Genomic DNA, 19,668 nt, shown 5'->3' with positions numbered 1-19,668 from the left:
TAAAATGCAGTCCGTTTTTTATACTGGATTAAATAATTCAATCAAAAGTAAGGATATAGCTCCAAGCACCGTGGCATTATCATAAAGATTCGTCGCCTCAACCTGTGTTTCCTTTGCTTTCCCTGTCAAGGCACGCTGATGAATCGTTTGTTTAATAACAGGAAGCATTATTTCCCGGCTGTTCATAACGCCTCCGCCCAGAATAATTTTATCCGGATTCAGAATATGAATTAAATTGGTCAAGCCAATGCCGATAATTTCCGCAATTTCTTGAAAAACCTCGATATATTCTTGCTCGCCTGCTATCGCACGTTCATAGATAGTTTCCGCTGTATCTGCATCCTGGGAAGCACCTTTTATTTTTTTATGCGCATACGCAACAATTGCTGATCCGGTCGCAAAAGTCTGTAAGCATCCTCTATTCCCGCAGGTACAGCGTTCTCCATGAAGATCGATGATCATATGACCCAGTTCGCCGGCAATATCCTGTGCTCCATGATATAATTTCCCATTGATAACGATACCCGCACCTACACCGCGTCCAAGATTAACAGCTACCATGCTTTCCACATTCGCATGACCGCCAAACCAGGATTCTCCTAAAGCCATGGCACGGCCGTCATTTTCCACTTTGACGTTCAGATTGAATGCTTCCTCCAGCTCTGCTTTTATTTGAATATTTTTCAGCTCCAGGTTCGGCGCAAATAAAGCGATGCCTGTTTCAACTTCGACTACCCCATGCATGGCTACACCGATGCCGATAATTTTATCGTCTTCAACAGAGGAGGCTTGTAATACGTTGTGAATACCGTCTTTTAGCATCGTCATAAAGGCTTGATTGGTTATCGGCTTTTGAATGATGGCAGATGACTGCTCCAAAATTTCTCCGGATAAATTAGAAAGGATGCATCGGATTGTTTCTGGTCCTGCATCTACTCCAATGACGTAAAACGCACTGCTGTTCACATAAAGCAAGGTTGGTTTTCTTCCGCCTTGCGAAGCTCCCAATTCTTTTTCGATCACCAGCCCTTCCTCTATTAATTCTTTGACAATGCTGCTGACGGTCGGCGGGGTGAGTTTTGTTTCTTTCGCTATTTGTGCTCTTGATATCGGTTCAAAGGTACGAATTTTATTTAAAACAAGTGATTTGTTGACCGATTTCATTAATTGAAAAGTGCCTCGCTGCATCCAGATTCTCCGTTCATCGTTTTAGAAATATCATACCATAGTTAATTTAATTTATTAAGTAAGCTGGCCGCATCTATTTGGTTGTACATCTTTCTTCTGGAGTTTCTATATCTTAAAGTTGTGGTGACGAAAAAAACTTGAAAGATACAATGAAACTGTACCCTTCAAGGCTTCCTTCCTACTGTCTTACATCATATAAAAACTTAATCGAATGATTATCCGGATCAATCATTTTCTGGAATGGTTCTTCTTTGACCTCCAGCGGGTTCACTTCATGAATCAAGGCTTTTACATCGATTTTTCCATCCTTCATGTATTGTAAAGCTGCTGTCCATTCAAATCCTGGAAAAGGAGCGGAATAGGACATCCAAGAACCGTATACTTTTAATTCTGCTCTTAGAATTCTTTCAAATACATCTGCTGGGAATGTAATCTCTTTCTTGGCTGTGCCAACATATACAACCTGACCAAGCTTCTCCACTACACTCAATGACTGAACCTGAGTCTGCGGCACCCCTGCTGTTTCGACTACGATTTCCGGTCTTTGATTTTCTTTAAAATAATCATCTAAATCAACTTCTAATGAATTGACGATAACTGTAGCTCCTAACGCTTTCGCCATTTCCAGCTTTGCGTTGTCAATATCTATAACCGTTATCTCTCCTGCACCCTTTGCCTGCAGTGCGAGCAGTGACATCATGCCGATTGTACCTGCTCCAAAAACAACGGCGCTTGCCCCGGCGTGAATATCGACTTTTTCAATTCCATGGATAGCAACAGTTAATGGCTCAATTAACGCCGCTTCCTGGTCTGTAATTTCATCCGGTAAAGTCAGGATATTTTTGGCATTTACCGCAACGTATTCAGCCATTGCCCCCTGCTCTCGGGAACCAATAAAACTATAATTCTCGCAAAGCGCCGGATGGCCGCTCGCACAGCTGGAACACTGTTCACACGGAACTAATGGAGCTACTGCCACGCGGTCTCCTTCATTTAATCCCTGCACTTCGCTTCCTGTTTCCGTAATAACACCTGAAAATTCATGCCCTAAAATGGTCGGGTAATGATGCACCTTCCCATCAAAATAACGGGCTAAATCGGAACCGCAAATTCCCACATAAGCTACTTTCACTAACACTTGATTAGGTTTAATAACTGGTATTTCCATATCCTTTACGGAGAAGTTTGCTTTACTTTCCAGCACTAACGCCTTCATTTCAACGACATCTCCTATCTAAAATTTCCCTCATATTTTCTCTCTTTTAAATTGAACGTACGTAAAAATAATACTGAATACATAAATTCCGCCAATGATTAACAATGGGACTAAATTTTGAAGCTGGAATAATTCTTTCAAAATAAATGTGATTGGTGCTCCGCCTTGGTCCAGAGAAGCAACTTGGCCGCTTGAAATATTTCCTGTATCTGTTGCCAGCTTCGTATGCACGCCTACCATCATATTCGCGATCCAGATAGTGATACTCATGATAAACGCTCCGGAAATAACCGTCCGGAATAAGTTTCCTTTATGGATCCCTACTGCCATCGATACAAAAAATCCAATGGTAGCCAAGTCACCAAACGGCAGGACTTGGTTGCCAGGAATCAAAATAGCAATAACCAATGTTAATGGAACAAAAATCAGGCTTGCTGCTACTACTTGGGAATTGCCTAATAGTAATGCTGGATCCAGCCCAATATAGTATTGCTGTCCTTGGAAGCGTTTGTCTAATATAGCCTGCGCAGCTTCTGCTATCGGCATTAAACCTTCCATAATAAATTTAACAACTGTCGGCATCAAGACCATAACAGCAGCCATTTGAATACCTAACTGCAGCACGTCAGATACAGGGTAGCCTGCCAAAAATCCAATGACGATACCTAATACAGCGCCAATAATGACTGGCTCGCCGACAACCCCAAAACGCTCTTCAATCTTACTGGAATTAATATTCACTTTTTTTACACCTGGAATTTTATCGATAATGGCATCAATGACCACTGCAAATGGAGCGGACCAGGTTCCGGAACCATGCGGAATCGCTATCCCTTCCAAGCCAAAATGCTTATTCACTGTCGGTGCAAACCAATCACCCAGCTTGTAAACAAAGGCAGAGTGAACAACAACACCAATAATTGCAAACCAGAAGTTTCCGGTTGCTGCCAAAATAATGGCTCCTGTAAACGTCATATGCCAGATATTCCAGATATCGACGTTAACCACACGGGTCATTTTCGTTACAAGCATTAGCACGTTGACAAGAATGGCTACAGGAATAGCTACCATAGCAATCGTTGATGACCATGCCATCGGGGAAGCTCCCGGCCAGCCGACATCAACCACGGAAAGGCCTAAATTAAAGCGGTCCGCCATTTCCTGTGCAGCTGGTCCTAAATTATCTGTTAAGAGACCAATGACCAAATTAATCCCGACAAATCCGACACCAATGGTTATCCCGGAACGAAGGGATTTTCCAATGCCTTGTTTTAAACAAATTCCCAATATAAAAATAACTAATGGAAGCATTACGGTCGGCCCAAGATCTAATATATATTGTAAGATTTGCATGGACGGAATTTCCTCCTTTTAATAAAGAGATTGCTCTACTGCAGAACCTCTAAAATTTCTTTTTTTGTTTTGTCTAACCCTACTCCTGAGATAAATGCCAATCCATGAATAACCGGAACACCGTAATCCTTGTCCACCTTAGCTGTGGTTACAATCAAATCTGTACCGCTGACTTTCGACCCTAATTCACTTACACGGCATTGTGATACATCTGCATCAATGTTATTTTCCTTTAATAAAGCTCTGATTTTATTTGCTGCCACCGTTGACGTTGCTACTGCTCCACCACATGCTACTAATACTTTTTTCATTTTAAATTCCTCCAATTTTGGTTAAATAATATTTTTATTTATAAATCTAAATTTGATTCCAGTAATTGATACGCTTCCTCTACTGTTTGAAGCTGTAATAGCTGATCTAAAAATGCTTGCTGCTGCACCAGCTCCACTATTTTTTGCAATACTTGAATATGTTCTTCTCCATCAGAGCACCCAAGCAGAAAGACGACTTTCACTTCAATTTCGTCAGAGTCGCTCCCCATAATCCGAAAAGAAACGGGCTCCTTCAGCGTCATTAAACCGATTTTACTTTCATTTACATAACTTGCATCTGTGTGTGGAAGTGCTACTCCGATTACGCCTGTCGGAACACCAGTCGGGAATTCTTTTTCCCTTGCTTTTAATCCCTCGACATATTCACTGTTGGCATAACCCTTCGTAATCATAACGCTTCCAATCTCTTCAAAAATGGCAGCTGTTGAATCTGCGCTGCTATTTAAAAGAATCAAACCTTTATCAAGATAATTATTCATCTTTATAACTCCTCTCCGCTTCAACGGTATAGACTTTCGTTTGCAGTGATTTGATGGTTTCTACTGCTTCTGCATCAGATGTTGTGTCTGTGATTAAAATATCGACTTCATCAATGGCAGCTACTTGGTTCATCGAAGTAGAATGGAATTTGGAGAAATCAGCCATCATAATTTTTAGCTGGCTATGTTTCATCATCAACCGGGATACTTCCGACTCTCCCATATGCATATTGGTATAGCCTGCCTGCAAATCTAAACCGCCTATTCCAAAAAATCCTTTATCTACAAAAAGCTTTTCAATCCCACGATAAGCAATTGGTCCAAATAAAGAGTTTTCATTTTTCCTTACATTCCCGCCGATAATAATGACATCAAAATCAGAATAATCGATGAGCTCCTGTGCAATCGGCAACGAATTGGTAATAATCGTTAAATCTTTCTTGTTATTTATTTCTCTGGAGAAGTATAAAGCGGTTGTTCCATAGTCTATATAAATGGTATCCCCGTCTTCCACGAGTTCAGCAGCTTTTTTAGCAATAGCCTTCTTTTCCTCTTCATTCACTGTTTTTCTCGTTACATACTTTGTCTCCAGATTGGCTTTATTAAGTATCGCTCCCCCATGAACCTTCCGAACAATGCCTTCCTGTTCCATTTCATAGAGATCTTTGCGGATGGTTTCCCGAGTTACTCCTAAATCATTACTTAAATCTGCAATTCTCACGCTTTTATTTGTTTGCAGATACTGCATGATAATTTCTTGACGATCTTGTGAGAGCATCTAAACACCTCCTAAAGGATAACTTGCAAACGCTTTAAATTGATTATAAGACATAAAACAAAATAATGCAAACATATTTTTATTATTTTTTTGCTTTATTTAAATTTTTCTTTGCTTTTTTTTGCTTTAGGATTTATGATAAATCTATCGAACATGAAAATGAGGTGATAGTTTGTTGCATGTTGTTTGTCCGAACCCCGCATTAGATCGAACAATTTTTTTAGAGAAATTTGATGTTAACGGTGTCAGCAGGTCACATCAGGCGAAGGAGCTATTAGGAGGAAAAGGGTTTAATGTGATTCGTTCTTTTTCTTTTCAAAATCCAAACAGCGCTTTCACAGCACACGCTTTTTTAGGCGGATATATTGGCAAACATTTGCAAAGCTTGGCAAATGACCAGCATATCTCTACGACAGTAACACCTATTAAAGAAAATACGCGTATCTGTTCCATTATTGTAGATAACGAAAAAGGGCACGCACATTTAATTAATGAAAAAGGACCGGTTATCTCCACATCTGAAAAACAGGCATTTGAGGATACCTTACTGGATTCGGTAAAACCGGAAGATTATGTTGTCTTTTCCGGATCGCTGCCAGATGGATTACCCTCATCATTTTATCGGGATTTAATTATTTCTTTGCAGGATAAAGGAGCAAAATGCGTGATAGACAGCAGCGGGGAAGCTCTATCCAAAAGCATCGAAGCGAAGCCATGGCTGCTAAAAGTCAATGAATCGGAATATTTAGAGTTAAAAAACAAAACAGCGGAAACAACGGAAGAAATCATTACCCTCTTAAAGAATGATACAGCACTGGAAAATATTATTATTACATTGGGAGGAGATGGCTCCATTGCAAAAATTCACAGAAAATGCTATCGCATTACTTTGCCAAACATCACAGCAAAAAATGCAACGGCCTCCGGTGATATTTTTCTAGGAAAATTGTTAGAAGCGTTTCAATCGAATAAAGTAATCCAGACTGCTCTCATAGAGGCAAGCAGTTTTGCTGCTTCAAACTGCTTATATTGGTACCCGCATATTGATATAAACGATGTAAATGCAATAAAAGAACAGATTACATTGGAAGAACTATAAACTAATGAGGAGAGATTTCAATGACTTTATACTCTACAACACCAATGCTAAATAAAGCAAAAAAGGAAGGCTATGGCATTGTCGCATTTAACGTCCATTCCTTTGACAGTATTTTCTGGGTAGTGGAAGGAGCAGCGCAATTATATTCCCCTGTTATTTTGCAGACAACGATGGGAACGGTCAAATCCTTAGGCGCAAAAAATATTGTCGAAGCGGCAACTGCTGCATCAAACTATTTTGATGTTCCTGTCGGCTTACATCTGGACCATTGCACAGACTATGAGCTGATCAAGCAATGCGTCCGTGCAGGCTATACTTCTGTTATGATCGATGCCTCGATGCATTCATTTGACGAAAATGTAACGCGAACCAAAGAAGTAGTGGATTTAGCAAAATCATTACATGTCAACATTGAAGCAGAGCTCGGCAAAGTAGGCGGCGTAGAAGACGATATCGTGGTAGACGAGAAAGATGCTCAAAAAGCAGTGCCTGAAGAATGTGTTGCCTTTGTAGAACAAACTGGCGTACCGACACTCGCTCCAGCCATCGGTACAGCACACGGAATCTATAAAGGGGATCCGGATATTGATTTTGACCGTATCCAAAAAATTGCTGAGATTGTCGACGTTCCTCTTGTATTACATGGCGGTTCCGCTGTGCCTGATAAAGATGTCCGTCAATGTGTCTCACTCGGTATGGCAAAGGTAAATGTTTCTACCGAATTAAAAAACGCTTATTCCCAAGCAATTGCTGATCATTTTAAAGAATATCCAGACCAATTAGACCCAAGACAATATTTACAAAAAGCAAAAGATGCGGCAATAGAAATGGTTGCTTCTAAAATCAAAATGGTTGGCAGTGAAGGGAAACTGGTAAAACCGTTTGTTTGATTGAGCTGCCGTATTTTCTTTCAATTGTTCTCAACGCTTCATGATGAAAAGAACCCTTCGAGATACAGTTTTTCATGATGTATTTCGAAGGGCCCTTTTTCATTTTATAAATGTTTTTATTTTATCCTCTACCTTATCTACATTTTCATCAAAACTCCACTTCTCTTTATCGATTTTTCAAAAAGTAGTTAAAACCTTTCCCGGCTTTAAAGTGCATTTCAATCATTTTTAATAACCCATTGACATTTTTTCCAAAGAGGCATACACTAAAAAATCATAACAAACTAAATTGATAGGAATTAGAGGTGTTTTTAAATGTCTACATTGGCACAACCGGTTTCTGATCAACCAGCAAAAGTGGAAGATGCGCCAAAATTAAATCCTCCACAGAAAAAACTGGTTGCTGGCGGAATCATTGTTACATTTATTTTGACGATTTATTTAGCAGCCACACAGCATGTCGTTCAGCCATTGTTGTTATTGATTGGATTACTGCTTGGATATACATTGTTTCATGCACGTTTCGGTTTTACTTCAGCCTTCCGGAGACTAGCTTCAGTAGGGAATGGCCAGTCTCTGCGGGCGCATATGTTCATGCTGGCTATTGCATGTACATTATTTGCACCTATTTTAGCATTCGGGTTTTCCTTTTTTGGAGGAACACCTGCCGGTAATATTTCACCGATCGGCATTAGCCTGATTGTCGGGGCATTTATGTTCGGCATCGGCATGCAGCTTGGCGGCGGCTGTGCTTCTGGCACACTTTACGCAGTCGGCGGCGGCCGGACTGTTATGTTTATTACCCTGTTATTTTTTATTGTCGGCTCAACTATTGGTGCAGCCCATTCCACATTCTGGATGGACGATTTACCAGCTGCAGAACCTTTTTCTCTGGCAACCTCAACAGGGCTTGGTTACGGCGGAGCATGGGTTGTTTCTTTATTGATTTTTGCCATCATTGCCGGGATAACTATTCTGATTGAGAAAAAACGCAAGCCTCCTAAAATGGCGGCACTCCCTTCCGAAAAGGGATGGAAACGAATTTTCCGGGGTTCCTGGCCTCTTTTCGCAGCGGGTGCTGCACTAGCTGTTTTGAACGCTCTTACGCTGCTCACTCGTGACAGCCCATGGGGCGTGACAGCTGCATTTACACTATGGGGTTCAAAAGCAGCAGGAGCACTTGGCTTTAATGTGGAAAGCTGGGGCTACTGGGCCGGAAATACAGAAGCTCTCCATGCTTCTATTTTCGCAGATACAACAACCGCTCTTAATTTCGGTGTCATCTTAGGAGCTTTCATCGCTTCCGCAGCAGGAGGCCTATTCAAATTTACAAGAGTTACAAAAGGAAATACTGCCGCTTCCATTATTGGCGGTCTTCTGATGGGTTATGGCGCGCGCCTTGCATTCGGCTGTAACGTCGGCGCTTATTTCAGCGGCATTGCTTCCTTTAGTGCACATGGTTACATTTGGGGAGTAATGGCTCTTGCAGGTACCTTCCTTGCTTTATATTTGCGCCCGCTATTCGGTCTTTCTGTGCCAAAACCACGCGATTCATTTTGCTGACAAAAACACGGCGATACAGGCAGCTTCCTAAAGTTATTTTCAGCAAATGAATCCAGCAAACTTGATAAGAGGCAGGGAGCTCTCTTCCTTGTTGTTAATAGAAAAAACACGGATTTCCCCCGTGTTTTTTCTATTTCAAGTATTGTTTGACGTCTTCTATGGTTTTCAATTCATCTATGTGATCCACTATTGCTTCCAGTGTGTTTATTTCCTGTTCGTATATCTTTTTCTTTATATCTTCTGAAGGTGGAGCTACAAACTTTGTGATTAATCGAATTGTGGTATTGGCTAATGCTTCTGCTTTTGCTTCTGCTTTTCCTTCTGCTCTGCCTTCTTCCTTTCCTTCATTCCGAAAAATCTCTGCTAATGTCATTGTCAATTCGCTCCCTTCTTGATAAGTGTTTCCTATATGGTCGATTATATCATAAAATTGTTTTTTGGTAAGATGCCGCTGGACACGGAAAATATAATAAAACAACGTCTTCAGGTACGCTATTGCCCTTGTTTGATTCTGCAGCTGCCGCAGGAAATCGACTGCCTGATAGATGGTATTTACCACGGCGTGGATATCCTTTTTGCGGATATCCCGAAACACCATCAGAATAATTCGCAGGAACACATTCAATTGGACATTTTCGTCTTTATAACCAGATACATCGTATAGAAAAAATTCATAATCAGGGACATATTTCTGCAGATCGGGCGGGAAATCCTTATACCCTTCCAGCAGATGTTGAAAGGAAGTACCGGCATACCAATCCGTATCGCCATGATACAGCACAATCGGCATAATGATGGGCAGCTTATTGTCTTCTTTATTATCCCGTTTGATTTCCCATATCTCCACCATATATCGCAGTAACTGTAGAGCAGTATAGTAATCATGATAGCTTTTATGCTCGAATAGAAAATAGACGTAGGCTGGTTTTTGGTGAATTTTTGTCTGGAATAGCAAATCGGAGAAATATTCTTGAAGGTCGTGACTGATAAAACGAAACTTCTTTCTGTGGGGTTTTCGCTCTTCTCCCACAGAATGTTAGTTGAGTGATTCAGGGAGTTAGCGTCCGTTATCCCCCGCTTAAATGAATTTATTTTCACTCTCTATTTCGAGGCGGGGGTTTTACGGACGGTTCTCCGTGGCGAAGCTGTCTTTTTGAGGCTGAATAGATGCTACATCAATGGTTTCGTGCACAGAGGGCGGTAAAAAATAGGTAATAAAATCCTTAGCAACATCCACATTAGAAAATGTTTCTTTAAAAATTCTATCATGCGGGTTTTGAATCTGCAAAGTGATCAAGTCCTTTCATTGGTATCATTGAATGACTGAATCGAAAATAAGTTCTGAATTATATTAACACAGCCCTCCAAAAGAAACAAATGTTCTAAATTCCTTTTTTAGTTCAGAAAACTCGCTATTTCTTTAACTTTTTTTTAACGACAGCTATTGAAATATCCAATTAAAAATCAAAACCCCTGTATATTTTTCAAATTTAATCCCAAACTAAGTATCGTTGTTGATTCACATTCTAAATGGATAGGGATGATAATTAATGATGAATAATAAAAAAGGAATGACCACGTCACTGATCGCTGCAGGTGTAGCAGGTGCGGCAGCCTATGGTATAAGCATGGGAATGCAAAATGGTTCCTTTCAAAACATGTCACAAAAGCTTTCCAATTCCATGAATAGCTCCACCATGCAGGATATTGCTAAACCGCTTCAGGATATGCTTGCAAGCGGCGGCCAAGCAATGAATCAAGGTGCTAGCGGAGGACAGAATCAAACACAATCGTCTTAGATGCAAGTGCAGAAGCATTTACTTTTAAGATGACAAAAGGGATGACATCAGCTTCGATGTCATCCCTTATTAAATTGTTATAATTCTCCATCTTCTTCCCATGACTGCAATGCATGCAGAGACTTTTCAATAATCAAACCTTGATCATTATCCAAGGTTGCTACATGATAGCTCTCCTTCAGAGTGACGATTTCTTTTGAATTAGCAGATATGCTGTCCAATATCTTCTGAGCATTATCAGGTGAGACAACATGGTCTTGTTCGGAACTAAAAATAAGTGTAGGACAGGTTATTTTCTCCAGATTTTCCTTTGTTTCTTTTATCAGGCTTTCTAACTCTTTAATTGATTTAACTGATATTTTTTCATAAGTGATTTCCATAGCATCTGCCTTTTTGATATCTGGTCCATCATCCGCAATAAAACGCTCTTTGAGATTTTCATACATTGCAGGTAATTCCACTGCTGCGTTGACGGTAATTATCCCGGCAAGCGGGTACTTTGCTGCGGTATATAGCGTCAATGTGCCTCCCATAGATAAACCGCAAACAAAAATCTTATCGCATCGTTCTTTAAGCCAGTTATATGCTTCCTCAACAGAATCTATCCAATCTTGGTATGTATATTTTTCCAGATCCTCAGGAGCTGTCCCGTGACCCTTTAACCTCGGTCCACAAACAGTATATCCTGCGTCTGCGAAAGCTTTTCCAATCGGATACATCGCTTGAGGCGTTCCAATAAAACCATGGATTATTAGAACCCCTGCACGATTCCCTTCAAAATAAAACGATTCTGCTCCATTGATAATAGGATACTGATTGCTCATCTATTATTCCTCCTCTTAACGTAAACTTTACTTCTTATTGGAATAATTCAAATCATAACACTATCTTTTGAATTATAACAAATTGATTTCCTGTAATTTGCTTTATCTCATGAAACAGATTATCTAAATAAACTTGGACTTGTACGGTAAATGTATTTTCGTTTTCCATCTTCGCTGTCCCTCACCATCATTTATTATTTCCATCTTATATAGTAAGATAAGCAAGAAGCCATTACTACAATCCATTATATAAGAAAGAAGGATTTCCTTGAATATAAACCTTCGTAAAGAACAACCAACAGATTATCAAAAAACAGAAGCGCTCATTGAACAAGCTTTCCGAAACGAAGAGATGAGTGATCAACAAGAGCATTTGCTTGTACAACGTATCCGCACGTCCAACGCTTTTATTCCAGAGTTATCTATCATTGCAGTAAATCAACAAAATAACATCCTTGGCCAAATTCTTTTTTCAAAAATAACGGTTGAAAACAACGAAAAAACAACAGCATCGCTGGCTCTTGCACCCGTCTCTGTTCATCCAGACTATCAAAAGCAAGGGATTGGGTCTATGTTGATAAAAGAAGGATTAGAAAAGGTAAAGGCAGCTGGATATCCCTCTGTGATTGTACTTGGTCATGCCGATTATTATTCCCGCTTCGGCTTTAAACCAGCTAGTCTATGGGGAATTCAAGCTCCATTCGATGTTCCAGATGGAGCATTTATGGCTTTGGAGTTAACACCGGGTGCGTTAAAGGATGCCAGTGGTGTGGTTCACTATTCGGAAGCATTTTCTGAATAGTATACTGCTTTACCGGCTTACCGATAAAGTGAAGCTTCCTTCAGTAGGGGTTTTCTTTCATTCCCCACTGAATTTGAAAGGAACAAACCGGGCCGTTACTGGTTGTTGGATCTTCCACTCAGAAATATAATTTTTTACTCATTTCTTGAAATGGGAGTCTTGCAACCAGTTACCCTGCGACAAATTGGAACGCATATTGTCGGGAAACAGCTGATTTCAATTGGTATCCTTAAAATGAGAAGAGGAGGTTATCACATGAATACGCTTGATTCCATGAATGCTGCTATCGAATATATAGAGGAGCATTTAGATAAAAAAATCAATTACCAGCATGCGGCTCAAATCGCCTGTTTTTCGGAACATCATTTCAAACGAATGTTTTCTTTTCTTGCCGGTATCCCTTTATCCGAGTACGTACGCAGGCGTCGACTAACATTGGCAGCATTAGAACTGCAGGAGAATAACATGAAGGTAATTGATATAGCATTGAAATATGGTTACCAGTCCCCTGATTCGTTCTCCAGAGCCTTTCAGGAATTGCACCATACCTTGCCTAGTACAGTAAAGCAGACAGGAGTTTCTCTTAAAGCTTATCCACCGATTTTCTTCCAAATTTCTATTAAAGGAGATGTTGAGATGAAATATCGTTTTGTCGAAAAAGATGCTTTTCATATTGTGGGGCATAAGGAAGCCATGTATCCAGAGGATGGAGATTTTAACCCTGCTCTTTGGAATACACTTACCGATGCAGATTATGCAAAACTTGGAACACTTGAGAGAGAAGATCCGGATTTAAGCGGCATACTAAATATCACCGTCAATACCTGCCACGGTCCAGAGCAGAGCGAAGAAGCCTTGGAATACTATATTGCTGTTGTAACAAATCAAACTGCTCCAGATCATCTCGCTGCGTTAGAAATACCTAAACAACAATGGGCTGTTTTTGATGCGGAGGGTGAGATGCCTCATGCCTTAACAAGCACTTGGAGTAGAATTTACACAGACTGGTTTCCAACATCGGGATATGAACTTGCAGAAGCTCCTGAGATTGTAAAAAGCATCCATGATATGAAAACGGAGATTTGGATTCCTGTACAAAAAAAGTAAATTCGCTTTTATTTTTTAAAATAGCCGTTAGCTGTGATTTTTTATCGTACTGCAGCTAATGGCTATTTTAAAAACCTCACAAAGTCAAATAGCCTACTCTGCAAGGTTCTATATAAATAATGACATACTCTACTCCTTCAATACCTGCTTCGTAAAATCAATATCATCTGTAAAAATCCCATCCACTCCATACATCATGACACGCTGCTGTTCAACAAGCTGCGTACGCTCATCCGTAAAAAACACATGAACTTCCTTCCCCTGCTGATGAAGCGTATCAACAACACATTTCGTCACATTTCTTGATTCGATTCCAATTACATCTGCGTCTGCTTCAAGCCCATCCTCTAAATCAAATTTATCTGTGCCATATAACAGCGTCGAACGGATTTCCGGTGCGAATTCCTGCAATTTTTTCAAGCTCTCCTTAGAAAAGGATTGAAAGCTCACATATTTTGGATCCAGCAAATCATTTTCCTGAAGCAGATTGATTAACGGTTCTTCCATTTTTGTTTCCCCATCAACCAGACGTGTCTCAATATAATAATGCTCTTCCTGTTTAAATGCCGTAACGATTTCTTCTAATGTCGGGACGGGCTCTTTATAGGTTTTCTGCCCAAATACGGCTACGGTATCGAATTGCTTGATTTCGTTCAACGTAAATTCTTCTGGGACGCCTGCTCCTGTTGTTGTACGATCTAAGGTCGTGTCATGAAGTGCGATTAATTCATGATCTTTGGTCATCCGTAAATCAATCTCTATTGAGTCTGCATCAGCCTCCGAAGCAATTTCGTAAGCAGTCAGCGTATGTTCATTAAAGAAATTATTCGCACCACGATGGGCAATCACCTCTAAATCAGTTGAAACTGCTTCAGGCCTTCCTGCTGCACTTGCATATAATGTCTCCGCACCATATGTTTCCGAATCCTTAAGTACCTGCGGCTTTGCTTCAAAAAAACCAGATATTATAAAGACGGCAATTACCAAAGTAAGTAAGATACTACGCCATGGCATAGCGCTCACACCGATAAAAGATGGCACGATCCGGATAATCCGTCACAATGGCTTTTACTTTCACGTCCAGTAATTGCTTCAGCGTATCCTTATCATTGACAGTCCACACACGCAGCAGTCTCTTCCATTTACTCCAATGATAAATATGCTTTAAAAATGTATCCGCCTCAACATGCAGTGCCTCTAAACCCAAAATATCAATATAATCCTCCGGGTGGGAAATCGGCTGGTTAATAATCCATGCCAGCCGGGCATCCCTGTCATAATGACGTAAACGAATCAGTGTAGGCAGATGAAAGCTGGAGTAAATGACACGATTCTTTACATCCGGATATTTAGCAACATAGTCTAGCAGCTTTTCTTCGATATTTTCATATAAATTTTTACACGTTTTTAATTCAATATTCAATGCAACATCTGGATATGGACTAACCAGCTGAAGGACTTCTGCTAAGGAGGGAACCTTTTCTTCCTCCCAGCTCTTATCATAAGTCTGGAATGAGGATAGATAGGCTGGATTCCAATGTAATTCCCGAATTTCTGAAAAGGTATATTCTGCTATGGATCCAATTCCATTCGTTGTCCGATTTAGTGTAGCATCATGCATTACCGCAAATTCACCGTCCTTTGTCATGTGCACATCTATTTCCAAACCATCCACTCCAGCTTCCAGTGCTTTTTCAAAACTTAGCAGCGTATTCTCCGGATATAATCCCATCATGCCGCGATGTCCATATACTTTTGTCAAGAAAATCCCTCCTGAAAATTGAGTTGTTATCATGAAGTATCCTTTTGTTCAGCGGAGGCTCCCTGCTTCTGTTCAGCCCAAAACCTCCGCTGAATGAACCTCTTACTTACATCGTGCTTTCCTCTGTTACTTATTACTCTCCACGAGCTTTATTTGCTGTTTCAATGGCTGCATTCAATTGTTCGATTGCTGTCTGATACGTGGTATCTACATCTCCGCCATTAAATACGCTCTCCAATGCCGTTTCAATAATCTTACGTTCTTCCGGTATCATATCCATGACAGCCCCCTGTGTTGCATAAGATGGGTTGGTTGCTTGCAGCTGTTCCACTGTCACCTTTAATTGTGGGTTTTCTTCATGCATTTCTACAGCCAGCTCCTCTTCATAAGCTGCCGGATTAATGGCAAAATAGCCTGTATCTGTATGCCACTGTGCCTGAATTTCAGGCGATTGCAGGTACTTCATAAAATCCCACGCTGCTTTTTGCTCTGCTTCCTCCTTGCCCTCACTCATCCAAAGACTTGCTCCACCGATAACCACACCTTCCCGTTCCACATTTTCCGGATGCGGTAAAAACGCGACGCCTACCTCAAATGGTGCATTATCGATTAAATCACGAGAATTAGCAGAGGATTGCAAAAACATCGATACATCTTCTGCTAAGAATCCAGCCAGCATATTATCGCCATTGGTGCCATAGTTTGCAAATGTTCCATCTGTATTCATCCGCTCTACCCATTCAAAGATTGATTTTCCTTGTTCTTCGGTAAAGCCGATTTCTGTTGCTACTCCTGAACGTCCATTATCTTCATTCAATAATAATGCTCCTTGGTTTGCCAATAATTGTTCAAATAACCAGCCATACGCCTGAAGCGCAAAACCTTTCATCTCAGGATTTGATTCGACAATAGCTTTACTAGCTGCTTCTACCTCTTCAAATGTCTGAGGCGGATTTTCCGGGTCTAAACCAGCTTCCTCAAAAGCATCTTTATTATAAAACATCACCGGCGTCGAAGAATTAAATGGCATCGAATAGAATTGATCGTCTATTTTATAATAGTTAACGATATTCTCTTCTAAATGCCCCATATCATAGCCGTCCTCATCAATAAACTTTTGAATCGGCTCAATATGACCGCTGTTTACCATCGACATCGTGCCTATCTCAAATACTTGAATCATCGTCGGCGCACTATCTGTCCCAGCTACACTATGAAACTTCGTTAATGCCTCATCATAGGTTCCCTGAAACTCCGCCCGGACCTCTACCTCATCCTGCGATTCATTGTAGGATGCGACAATTTTGTCCAACGCTTCTTGTGAAGCACCTCCCATTGCATGCCAAAAGGTGACGATTTGCTTGCCATCTTCTGTTTCTGTTGCTTCACTAGACCCTTCTGCATCATTGGAACCGCAGGCTGCCATAAAAATAGTCATACTCAAAACGACGAATAACAACATTTTCTTCAAAAAAAACGACTCCTTTTTCACATTCTTTTTTATTTTAGCGCTCCCTCTGTTAAACCACGCTGCAACTTCTTCTGTCCTAAAAATAATAAAATCAATGTTGGAATAATGACAATGACCGCTCCCGCCATAATCACTCCCCAATCGTTCATCTGCTCTTGTGATTGTAATTGGCGCAGACCAATCTGTACGGTTCTGACATTATCATTGGTTGTAGCTAACAGCGGCCACAGATACATATTCCAGGACGTTAAAAAGCCATACACGCCTAAGGTGATCAGGCTTGTTTTCGCTACCGGCAGGACCACTTTCAAATAAAACTTCACATCTCCCATACCGGCAATCTGACTTGCTTCGCGCAGTTCCTTAGGAATTTGTTTGAAATTCTGCCGTAACAAGAATGTTCCAAAAGCCATCGCAAAGAATGGAATCGTCAGTCCGGTATATTGATCAATCCAGCCAAGGTCGCGAATCGTATGGAAGTTTGGAATAATCGAAGCTTCAAATGGCACCATCATCGTTGCGATAAAAAGATAAAACAAGAAATCCCGGCCTTTAAATTCTAAAAAAACAAAGGCGTACGCTGCTAAGCTGGCTAAAATCAGCTGGCCAATCATGATGGCAATCGAAACTAAAAAGCTGTTGATGACATAATGCAGCAGCGGAAATTGTTCAAATGCCCGACGATAGTTATCGAGTGAAAAAGCAGAAGGCAAGCTTCCCGTCATAATATCCTGATTTGTCATAAAGCTCATGACAACAGCCATCATCGTCGGTGTGAAAACAAGAAATGCTGCAGCAATCAATAAAAGATAGGTTACAATTTTTCGTCCGAAAGGAATTCTCATTGATAATGAACCTTCCTTTCTCCCAATTTAAATTGGATGATTGTCATTAATAGAATGATAATAAACAAAATGATTGCCTGCGCACTCGCCGAGCCAAATTGATAGTTAGTAAAGGCTTCCCGGTAAATCGAGTAGACCATTAAATTGGTTGCATTTTGCGGACCGCCCTGCGTTAAAATATCCACCTGCCCAAACGTTTGAAAGGCATTGATAATTGTTACCGTCACAACAAAGAACAGGGTTGGTGACAGCATGGGAATCGTAATCCTTCTTAATTTATAAAAATACCCTGCACCATCCACATCCGCACTTTCATAAAGATATTTATCAATCGATTGTAATCCGCCCAGCAATATCAAAAAGGTAAAACCGATATTCATCCATATGGTTGTCACAGCTACCGCAATCAGTGCCCAGGAAGGGTCTGTCAGCCAGCCAACCTTCTCCAGCCCAAAGGTGTCCATGATAATATTTAAAAAGCCGATTGTCGGATGAAATAAGTACAGCCAGAATACAGATGCCGCGGCTACGGAGATTCCCATGGTAGAGGAAAATATCGTCCGAAAGAAGCCAATCCCTTTTAATTTTTCATTTGCAATAATAGCTAGAAATAAACTGATCACAATGGTCAGCGGCACTGTATAAAGAACAAATAGAAACGTCGATTTGATGCTTTGCTGAAAAATAGTTGATTGAAATAATGTCACGAAGTTATCCCATCCTACAAATACCGTTGTGGCCCCGCTCGCATCAGTAAGGAAAAAGCTTAAATAAATCGTCCGGAGCAAAGGATAGAATAAAAATACAGAAAAAAGAGCAATGGATGGCAATAGAAATAGGATACCTTTGATAAATTGCTTGTAACGCTGTTTCCGCTTCGTCCGCACAAATAAAGCTTGGTCCTCTTGTGTAATGACCGCAGTCATATTCGTCATATCGCCTGAACCTCCCCATGCCCGCTGAAGGAAGCTGGACGAATTAATGCTTCCGTCTGTGCATCAAAAAAACTCAGGTGCTCTGTCGATATATACACCTCCAGCTGGTTACCTGCTGTGATATCCCATTGCCCCGGCCATTTTGCTGTCCATAATTCGCCGCCGACATCCAAAGCGAGCGATGTCTCATTCCCTAACTGCTCTACATGAATCACTTCTAAAGAATGCGTTGCTTCCTGATGGATTGCCGGCTGGATATGCTCCGGTCTTATTCCTGCGATGATGTTTTTATGTACCTGAAACGCCTTCTGCATCCTGGCATCTGCCGAAAAGGACAGTGTCTTGTTCACAAGAAAATTCGAGACATCCTTTATTTCCGTTTTTCCCATATTCATTTTGGGAGAACCGATAAAAGAAGCGACAAATAAATTGGCCGGTTCATTATATAATGTAATTGGTTTACCTACCTGTTGGATTTCTCCATCATTTAAAACCATAATCCGGTCTCCCATCGTCATCGCTTCGACCTGATCATGTGTTACATAAATCAAGGTTAAGCCTAATTGCTTCTGCAGCCTTCTAATTTCCACACGCATCTGCGCACGCAATTTAGCGTCTAAATTAGATAGCGGCTCATCCATTAAACAAAGCGGCGCTTCACTGACAACCGACCTGGCCAAAGCAACTCGCTGTCGCTGTCCTCCTGAAAGCTGACGCGGCTTCCTGTCTAAAAGCTCCGATAATCCCATCATTTCTGCTGTTTCCTTCAGCCTTTTCTGCTGTTCCGCTTTAGAAACCTTTTTCGCCTTCAAACCAAACAGGATATTTTGTTCGACCGATAAATGCGGATATAAAGCATAATTTTGAAAAACCATCGAAAGATTTCTGTCTTTCGGCTGCAGGTGATTGACTACTTTTTCATTCATTTTCAATACGCCGTCTGTAATATCCTCCAGTCCGGCAATCATCCGCAGCAAGGTACTTTTCCCAGATCCGGAGGGCCCTACCAATACAAAGAATTCCCCCTTCTCGATTGTTAAGTTGATTTGCTCTAATATGTTATTTCCCGCATGATACGACTTCGTGATATCTTTTAACTCGATATAACTCATTCTTTTCCTCCCTTCATTCAAGTACATTAAAACATATCTTTTTCATGAAATCGGGAAATTTACCAAACCAATATCAATACTTCATTTTTCATTAAAGGAACTTACAATAGCTT

Annotated in this window: 21 protein-coding genes; 6 read left to right on the top strand and 15 right to left on the bottom strand. The window is 40.7% G+C overall.

The genetic code is table 11. The features are described from left to right. Nucleotides 1–18 precede the first annotated feature (18 nt). From ACZSMY_RS14030 to ACZSMY_RS14005, 6 genes are all read right to left on the bottom strand, one after another. A complete protein-coding gene (locus tag ACZSMY_RS14030; RefSeq protein ID WP_042531634.1) occupies nucleotides 19–1,188 on the bottom strand; it encodes an ROK family transcriptional regulator in 1,170 nt (389 codons plus the stop codon). A 178-nt stretch (nucleotides 1,189–1,366) separates the two neighbouring features. Next, entirely contained in the window at nucleotides 1,367–2,404 is a 1,038-nt protein-coding gene (locus ACZSMY_RS14025; RefSeq protein ID WP_193062784.1) for a galactitol-1-phosphate 5-dehydrogenase, read from the bottom strand. A 30-nt stretch (nucleotides 2,405–2,434) separates the two neighbouring features. Next, on the bottom strand, nucleotides 2,435–3,757 hold the full coding sequence (locus tag ACZSMY_RS14020; protein ID WP_042531631.1) for a PTS galactitol transporter subunit IIC: 1,323 nt from the start codon (nucleotides 3,755–3,757) through the stop codon (nucleotides 2,435–2,437). A 35-nt stretch (nucleotides 3,758–3,792) separates the two neighbouring features. Further along, a complete protein-coding gene (gatB, locus tag ACZSMY_RS14015; protein ID WP_042531629.1) occupies nucleotides 3,793–4,068 on the bottom strand; it encodes a PTS galactitol transporter subunit IIB in 276 nt (91 codons plus the stop codon). Between the two features lie 38 nt (nucleotides 4,069–4,106). Continuing rightward, nucleotides 4,107–4,568: a PTS sugar transporter subunit IIA gene (locus ACZSMY_RS14010; RefSeq protein WP_042531627.1), complete on the bottom strand. Its 462-nt coding sequence runs from the start codon at nucleotides 4,566–4,568 to the stop codon at nucleotides 4,107–4,109. Then, the gene (locus ACZSMY_RS14005; protein ID WP_212929450.1) at nucleotides 4,561–5,346 is read right to left on the bottom strand and encodes a DeoR/GlpR family DNA-binding transcription regulator; all 786 of its coding nucleotides are present in this window, start codon (nucleotides 5,344–5,346) and stop codon (nucleotides 4,561–4,563) included. Before ACZSMY_RS14005 ends, ACZSMY_RS14010 begins: the two co-directional genes overlap by 8 nt. Nucleotides 5,347–5,518: 172 nt before the next feature. Here ACZSMY_RS14005 and ACZSMY_RS14000 point away from each other — a divergent pair, with 172 nt between their 5' ends. From ACZSMY_RS14000 to ACZSMY_RS13990, 3 genes are all read left to right on the top strand, one after another. Then, entirely contained in the window at nucleotides 5,519–6,445 is a 927-nt protein-coding gene (locus tag ACZSMY_RS14000) for a 1-phosphofructokinase family hexose kinase (RefSeq protein ID WP_042531623.1), read from the top strand. A gap of 20 nt (nucleotides 6,446–6,465) precedes the next feature. Beyond that, nucleotides 6,466–7,335, top strand: coding sequence for a class II fructose-bisphosphate aldolase (locus ACZSMY_RS13995; protein ID WP_042531621.1), 870 nt, complete (start codon nucleotides 6,466–6,468; stop codon nucleotides 7,333–7,335). 315 nt (nucleotides 7,336–7,650) lie between these two features. Continuing rightward, nucleotides 7,651–8,898: a YeeE/YedE family protein gene (locus ACZSMY_RS13990; protein ID WP_042531619.1), complete on the top strand. Its 1,248-nt coding sequence runs from the start codon at nucleotides 7,651–7,653 to the stop codon at nucleotides 8,896–8,898. Nucleotides 8,899–9,028: 130 nt separating this feature from the next. Here ACZSMY_RS13990 and ACZSMY_RS13985 read toward each other — a convergent pair whose 3' ends face one another. Both ACZSMY_RS13985 and ACZSMY_RS13980 read right to left on the bottom strand, forming a co-directional pair. Then, nucleotides 9,029–9,928, bottom strand: a complete 900-nt coding sequence (locus ACZSMY_RS13985; RefSeq protein WP_084612903.1) for an Rpn family recombination-promoting nuclease/putative transposase — start codon at nucleotides 9,926–9,928, stop codon at nucleotides 9,029–9,031. A gap of 90 nt (nucleotides 9,929–10,018) precedes the next feature. Continuing rightward, the gene (locus ACZSMY_RS13980; RefSeq protein WP_175297029.1) at nucleotides 10,019–10,186 is read right to left on the bottom strand and encodes an Rpn family recombination-promoting nuclease/putative transposase; all 168 of its coding nucleotides are present in this window, start codon (nucleotides 10,184–10,186) and stop codon (nucleotides 10,019–10,021) included. Nucleotides 10,187–10,448: 262 nt separating this feature from the next. Between ACZSMY_RS13980 and ACZSMY_RS13975 the strand changes: the two genes are divergently transcribed. Next, nucleotides 10,449–10,697, top strand: coding sequence for a hypothetical protein (locus ACZSMY_RS13975; RefSeq protein WP_042531617.1), 249 nt, complete (start codon nucleotides 10,449–10,451; stop codon nucleotides 10,695–10,697). Nucleotides 10,698–10,774: 77 nt separating this feature from the next. Here ACZSMY_RS13975 and ACZSMY_RS13970 read toward each other — a convergent pair whose 3' ends face one another. Then, the gene (locus ACZSMY_RS13970) at nucleotides 10,775–11,521 is read right to left on the bottom strand and encodes an alpha/beta hydrolase (RefSeq protein ID WP_465147905.1); all 747 of its coding nucleotides are present in this window, start codon (nucleotides 11,519–11,521) and stop codon (nucleotides 10,775–10,777) included. A gap of 268 nt (nucleotides 11,522–11,789) precedes the next feature. Here ACZSMY_RS13970 and ACZSMY_RS13965 point away from each other — a divergent pair, with 268 nt between their 5' ends. Together ACZSMY_RS13965 and ACZSMY_RS13960 are read left to right on the top strand one after the other, a co-directional pair. Then, on the top strand, nucleotides 11,790–12,323 hold the full coding sequence (locus ACZSMY_RS13965; RefSeq protein WP_256705609.1) for a GNAT family N-acetyltransferase: 534 nt from the start codon (nucleotides 11,790–11,792) through the stop codon (nucleotides 12,321–12,323). A gap of 255 nt (nucleotides 12,324–12,578) precedes the next feature. Further along, nucleotides 12,579–13,430, top strand: coding sequence for an AraC family transcriptional regulator (locus ACZSMY_RS13960; protein ID WP_465147904.1), 852 nt, complete (start codon nucleotides 12,579–12,581; stop codon nucleotides 13,428–13,430). Between the two features lie 129 nt (nucleotides 13,431–13,559). Here the strand turns inward: ACZSMY_RS13960 and ACZSMY_RS13955 are convergent, their stop codons facing one another. The 6 genes from ACZSMY_RS13955 to ACZSMY_RS13930 all read right to left on the bottom strand — a co-directional run bounded on the left by ACZSMY_RS13955 (nucleotide 13,560) and on the right by ACZSMY_RS13930 (nucleotide 19,555). After that, a complete protein-coding gene (locus ACZSMY_RS13955) occupies nucleotides 13,560–14,444 on the bottom strand; it encodes a glycerophosphodiester phosphodiesterase (RefSeq protein WP_368901164.1) in 885 nt (294 codons plus the stop codon). After that, on the bottom strand, nucleotides 14,431–15,192 hold the full coding sequence (locus ACZSMY_RS13950) for a glycerophosphodiester phosphodiesterase family protein (protein WP_226894742.1): 762 nt from the start codon (nucleotides 15,190–15,192) through the stop codon (nucleotides 14,431–14,433). Before ACZSMY_RS13950 ends, ACZSMY_RS13955 begins: the two co-directional genes overlap by 14 nt. 133 nt (nucleotides 15,193–15,325) lie before the next feature. Next, nucleotides 15,326–16,654 carry an ABC transporter substrate-binding protein gene (locus ACZSMY_RS13945; RefSeq protein ID WP_052485112.1) on the bottom strand — a complete coding sequence of 443 codons (1,329 nt, stop codon included), beginning with the start codon at nucleotides 16,652–16,654 and terminating at the stop codon, nucleotides 15,326–15,328. A gap of 38 nt (nucleotides 16,655–16,692) precedes the next feature. Next, nucleotides 16,693–17,508, bottom strand: coding sequence for a carbohydrate ABC transporter permease (locus tag ACZSMY_RS13940; RefSeq protein ID WP_042531606.1), 816 nt, complete (start codon nucleotides 17,506–17,508; stop codon nucleotides 16,693–16,695). Then, nucleotides 17,505–18,434, bottom strand: a complete 930-nt coding sequence (locus ACZSMY_RS13935; RefSeq protein ID WP_084613020.1) for a carbohydrate ABC transporter permease — start codon at nucleotides 18,432–18,434, stop codon at nucleotides 17,505–17,507. Before ACZSMY_RS13935 ends, ACZSMY_RS13940 begins: the two co-directional genes overlap by 4 nt. 5 nt (nucleotides 18,435–18,439) lie before the next feature. Beyond that, nucleotides 18,440–19,555 carry an ABC transporter ATP-binding protein gene (locus ACZSMY_RS13930; protein ID WP_212929436.1) on the bottom strand — a complete coding sequence of 372 codons (1,116 nt, stop codon included), beginning with the start codon at nucleotides 19,553–19,555 and terminating at the stop codon, nucleotides 18,440–18,442. Between the last annotated feature and the right edge of the window lie 113 nt (nucleotides 19,556–19,668).

It is taken from the genome of Oceanobacillus sp. B139/18 (genome assembly GCF_055524595.1).
The sequence above is the reverse complement of the archived record's forward strand: the minus strand, read 5'-3'. Positions and strand labels throughout refer to the sequence as shown.